The following is a 2,856-nucleotide window of genomic DNA, read 5'->3' on the forward strand; positions in this document are numbered from 1 at the left end:
TCAGCCAGCAGTCCATGGCCCGGCTGCTCAATCCCGAGGGCCCGCCGTTGCTCACCAACCCGCTCACCGGAGGCATCGCCGCCTAGCTCACCGACGCTGTGAGAACTCCATCGAATTCACACCACTACAGGGGACTTGACCAGATTGGATCCCCGTCGGACCGGCGTGGAGCCCCGTGGGAATTGGGGGTGAGTAGTCGTCTTGAGGCCTTTTTCGACCCCTCCCGAATACAGACTAAGAACGCTACCTTGCCGAGGTAAGGGTCGCCGGTTCGAGCCCGGTCTCCCGCTCCACTCCACGATTTGAATACTGGGATAGCCGCTGCGGTCATGGTTTGACCACGGCATCTAGCCGGAGAGTAGCGTGTGGGTGCCGACAATCCCGTCCACGTTCGATGTGCTGGGGCCGCGCCCGCTGAACGGGGATCCGGCAGGATCGACGAATGGTCATGTCCCTCTGCTACTGGATGCTCCGCCGCCTCCTGGAGTTGATCGTGCTGCGCGGGCGGCGCGAGGTCGCCAACGAGATCGAGCTACTGGTGCTGCGCCACGAGGTCGCGGTGCTGCGCCGGCAGGTGTCCCGGCCGCGCTTCCGCCCGGCCGATCGGGCGTTGCTCGCCGCGCTGGCGCGGCTGCTTCCGCGGGAACGGTGGGCCAGCCTGATCGTCTGTCCGGCGACGGTGCGCCGCTGGCATCGCGACGCGCTGGCTCGCCGCTGGACCTATGCCCAACGTGGCCCAGGTCGCCCACCCGTCGAGGCCAGGATGGCAGAGTTGATCGTACGGCTGGCGCGGGAGAACCCGACCTGGGGCTACCGGCGCGTTCAGGGCGAACTCGCCCGGCTTGGCATCCGGGTCGCCGCCTCGACGGTGTGGCAGGTGCTGCGACGCGCGGGTGTGCGGCCGTCGCCGCGGCGCGCCTCGGAGACCTGGCGCGCGTTCCTCCGGGCGCAGGCCACCGGGATCATTGCCTGCGACTTCGTCACCGTGGACACGGTCTTCTTCCGCCGGCTCTACGTGCTCGTGTTCATCGAGCTGCAGACACGGATCGTGCATGTCGCGGGGGTGACCGCGCACCCAACCGGCGCGTGGGTGACCCAACAGGCCCGCAACGTCATCAGCGTGTTCACTGATCGCGCGGCGCCGGTGCGCTTCCTCATCCGGGACCGGGACTCGAAGTTCAGCGCGGCGTTCGATGAGGTGTTCCGCTCGGAGGGCGTCCGGATCCTCCGCACCCCGGTGCGCGCCCCCCGGGCGAACGCGATCATGGAGCGCTGGTTCGGCAGCCTGCGCCGAGAGTGCCTGGACCGGATGCTCATCGTCGGCCAGCGCCACCTCGAACGTGTGCTGCAGATCTACGTCGAGCACTACAACACCCATCGACCGCACCGCTCCCTTGAGCAGCGCGCCCCGACCCGTGCCGTGCCACACGGATCCGGCGTCCTTGACCTCAGCGCGGTTCGGCGGCGTGACCGGCTGGGTGGCCTCCTCCACGAGTACGAGATCGCCGCCTGATGATCGAATTCAGGTTTTCGGCACCCACAGGTCGCCGCCCTGCTGCGCGACACCCGCTCCGTGCTCGGGCGCACCGACAAGCTCGCCCATGACGCCGCCATCCGGCGTGACCATGAGTTCAGCCCGTTCCGGGGTCAGATTGTCTGTCGCCCGTCGTCGCAGGGGTCCTCGTCAGAGTCGCGACAAGTTCCGGTGAGCCCTCAGTCCCGGGCTATGCGAGGTAGGTTTGCGTCGCTTCTTCGGCACTCCGATCCGAGAACGGCTCAGGCGCCTCGTCGAGGCGGTGGATCGACACGGCGAAGCCGCTGGCCGCCGTCCACGCGTCCCGGTCCCACGTTGACCACCGCTCCTGCAACCGAAGCCCTGCCCGCGCACACAGCATGTCGTACGCGGCCCACGTGAGCCGGCCGGCGTCGAGCTCGAAGCCAGCGACCAGCAGTCCGCCAGGCTGAAGGTGCGTGGCCAGGGCGGCGACGACCGCGGCCTCCGTGCCACGTCGCACGAACAGCATGACATTGCCCGCCATCACGGCGGCGTCGAAGCGGCGGTTCCGCCCCTGCCTGTCCACGAGATGGAGGGTGGCAAGGTCCTCGAGCGCCCATTCCAGGTGGGGTGCCTTGCGCCGGGCAACGTCGAGCATCGACGGGTCGACGTCGACGCCGACGACATCGAGTCCACTACGGGCGAGCTCGATTGCCATCCGACCGGTGCCACAACCCGCGTCGAGGACGCTCCGCACGCCGAGTGACGCTACGAAACGTGCCTCACCGTGCACATCCATTCCGTGGCGCGCGCGCGCTTCGAAGGCGGCGTCGAAGTCCTCACCGCGGGTGCTGCGAGGCCGAAGGTCCATGACTCGTCGCAGGCCACTGAAGGGAAGATGCACGGGGCTCCGCTAAGCCTGCAGCCCGTGTTTCCACACCAGAGGTCCGGGCGCATCAGCCATTGCCGCCTCCACCACGGCGTCGGCCGGGTCGAGGCGGCCCGCGCCAGTCCTCGTGGCGCTGCGAGGAGGGCATCGGCATGGCGGTGAACGCGTCCCAGGCGGCGCGACGGCGGTCGCGCAGCCAGCCCTCGCTGCTGGCGATGCGTTCCTCGACCACCCCCGCGAACGCCGGCGCGTCCGGCGCGGCGACCCCGGCGCCGGTGATCACCCGACCGACCCCTCCATGGAGAGCGCCAGCAGGCGGTTGAGCTCGACCGCGTACTCCATCGGCAGCTCCTTGACGAAGGGCTCGAAGAAGCCGTTGACGATCAGCGCTGTGGCCTCTTGCTCGTCGATGCCGCGCGAGGTCAGGTAGAAGATCTGGTCCTCGCCCACCTTGCTCACCGACGCCTCGTGA

Annotated in this window: 4 protein-coding genes; 1 reads left to right on the plus strand and 3 read right to left on the minus strand. The window is 68.8% G+C overall.

Features of this window, described 5'->3' with window-relative positions; all coding sequences use genetic code 11:
• The first annotated feature begins 442 nt into the window (after positions 1-442).
• Entirely contained in the window at positions 443-1,513 is a 1,071-nt protein-coding gene (locus tag JF886_RS04275; RefSeq protein ID WP_337309949.1) for an integrase core domain-containing protein, read from the plus strand.
• A gap of 211 nt (positions 1,514-1,724) precedes the next feature.
• Here JF886_RS04275 and JF886_RS04280 read toward each other — a convergent pair whose 3' ends face one another.
• The 3 genes from JF886_RS04280 to JF886_RS04290 all read right to left on the minus strand — a co-directional run.
• The gene (locus JF886_RS04280; protein WP_337309951.1) at positions 1,725-2,366 is read right to left on the minus strand and encodes a class I SAM-dependent methyltransferase; all 642 of its coding nucleotides are present in this window, start codon (positions 2,364-2,366) and stop codon (positions 1,725-1,727) included.
• Between the two features lie 85 nt (positions 2,367-2,451).
• Positions 2,452-2,667 carry a hypothetical protein gene (locus JF886_RS04285; RefSeq protein WP_337309953.1) on the minus strand — a complete coding sequence of 72 codons (216 nt, stop codon included), beginning with the start codon at positions 2,665-2,667 and terminating at the stop codon, positions 2,452-2,454.
• The coding region (locus JF886_RS04290; RefSeq protein ID WP_337309955.1) for a SufD family Fe-S cluster assembly protein at positions 2,664-2,856 on the minus strand (193 nt) is incomplete at its 5' end. The genes JF886_RS04290 and JF886_RS04285, both read right to left, overlap by 4 nt.

This window comes from Candidatus Aeolococcus gillhamiae (assembly GCF_016464765.1).
Classification (GTDB): Bacteria; Chloroflexota; Dormibacteria; order Aeolococcales; family Aeolococcaceae; genus Aeolococcus; species Aeolococcus gillhamiae.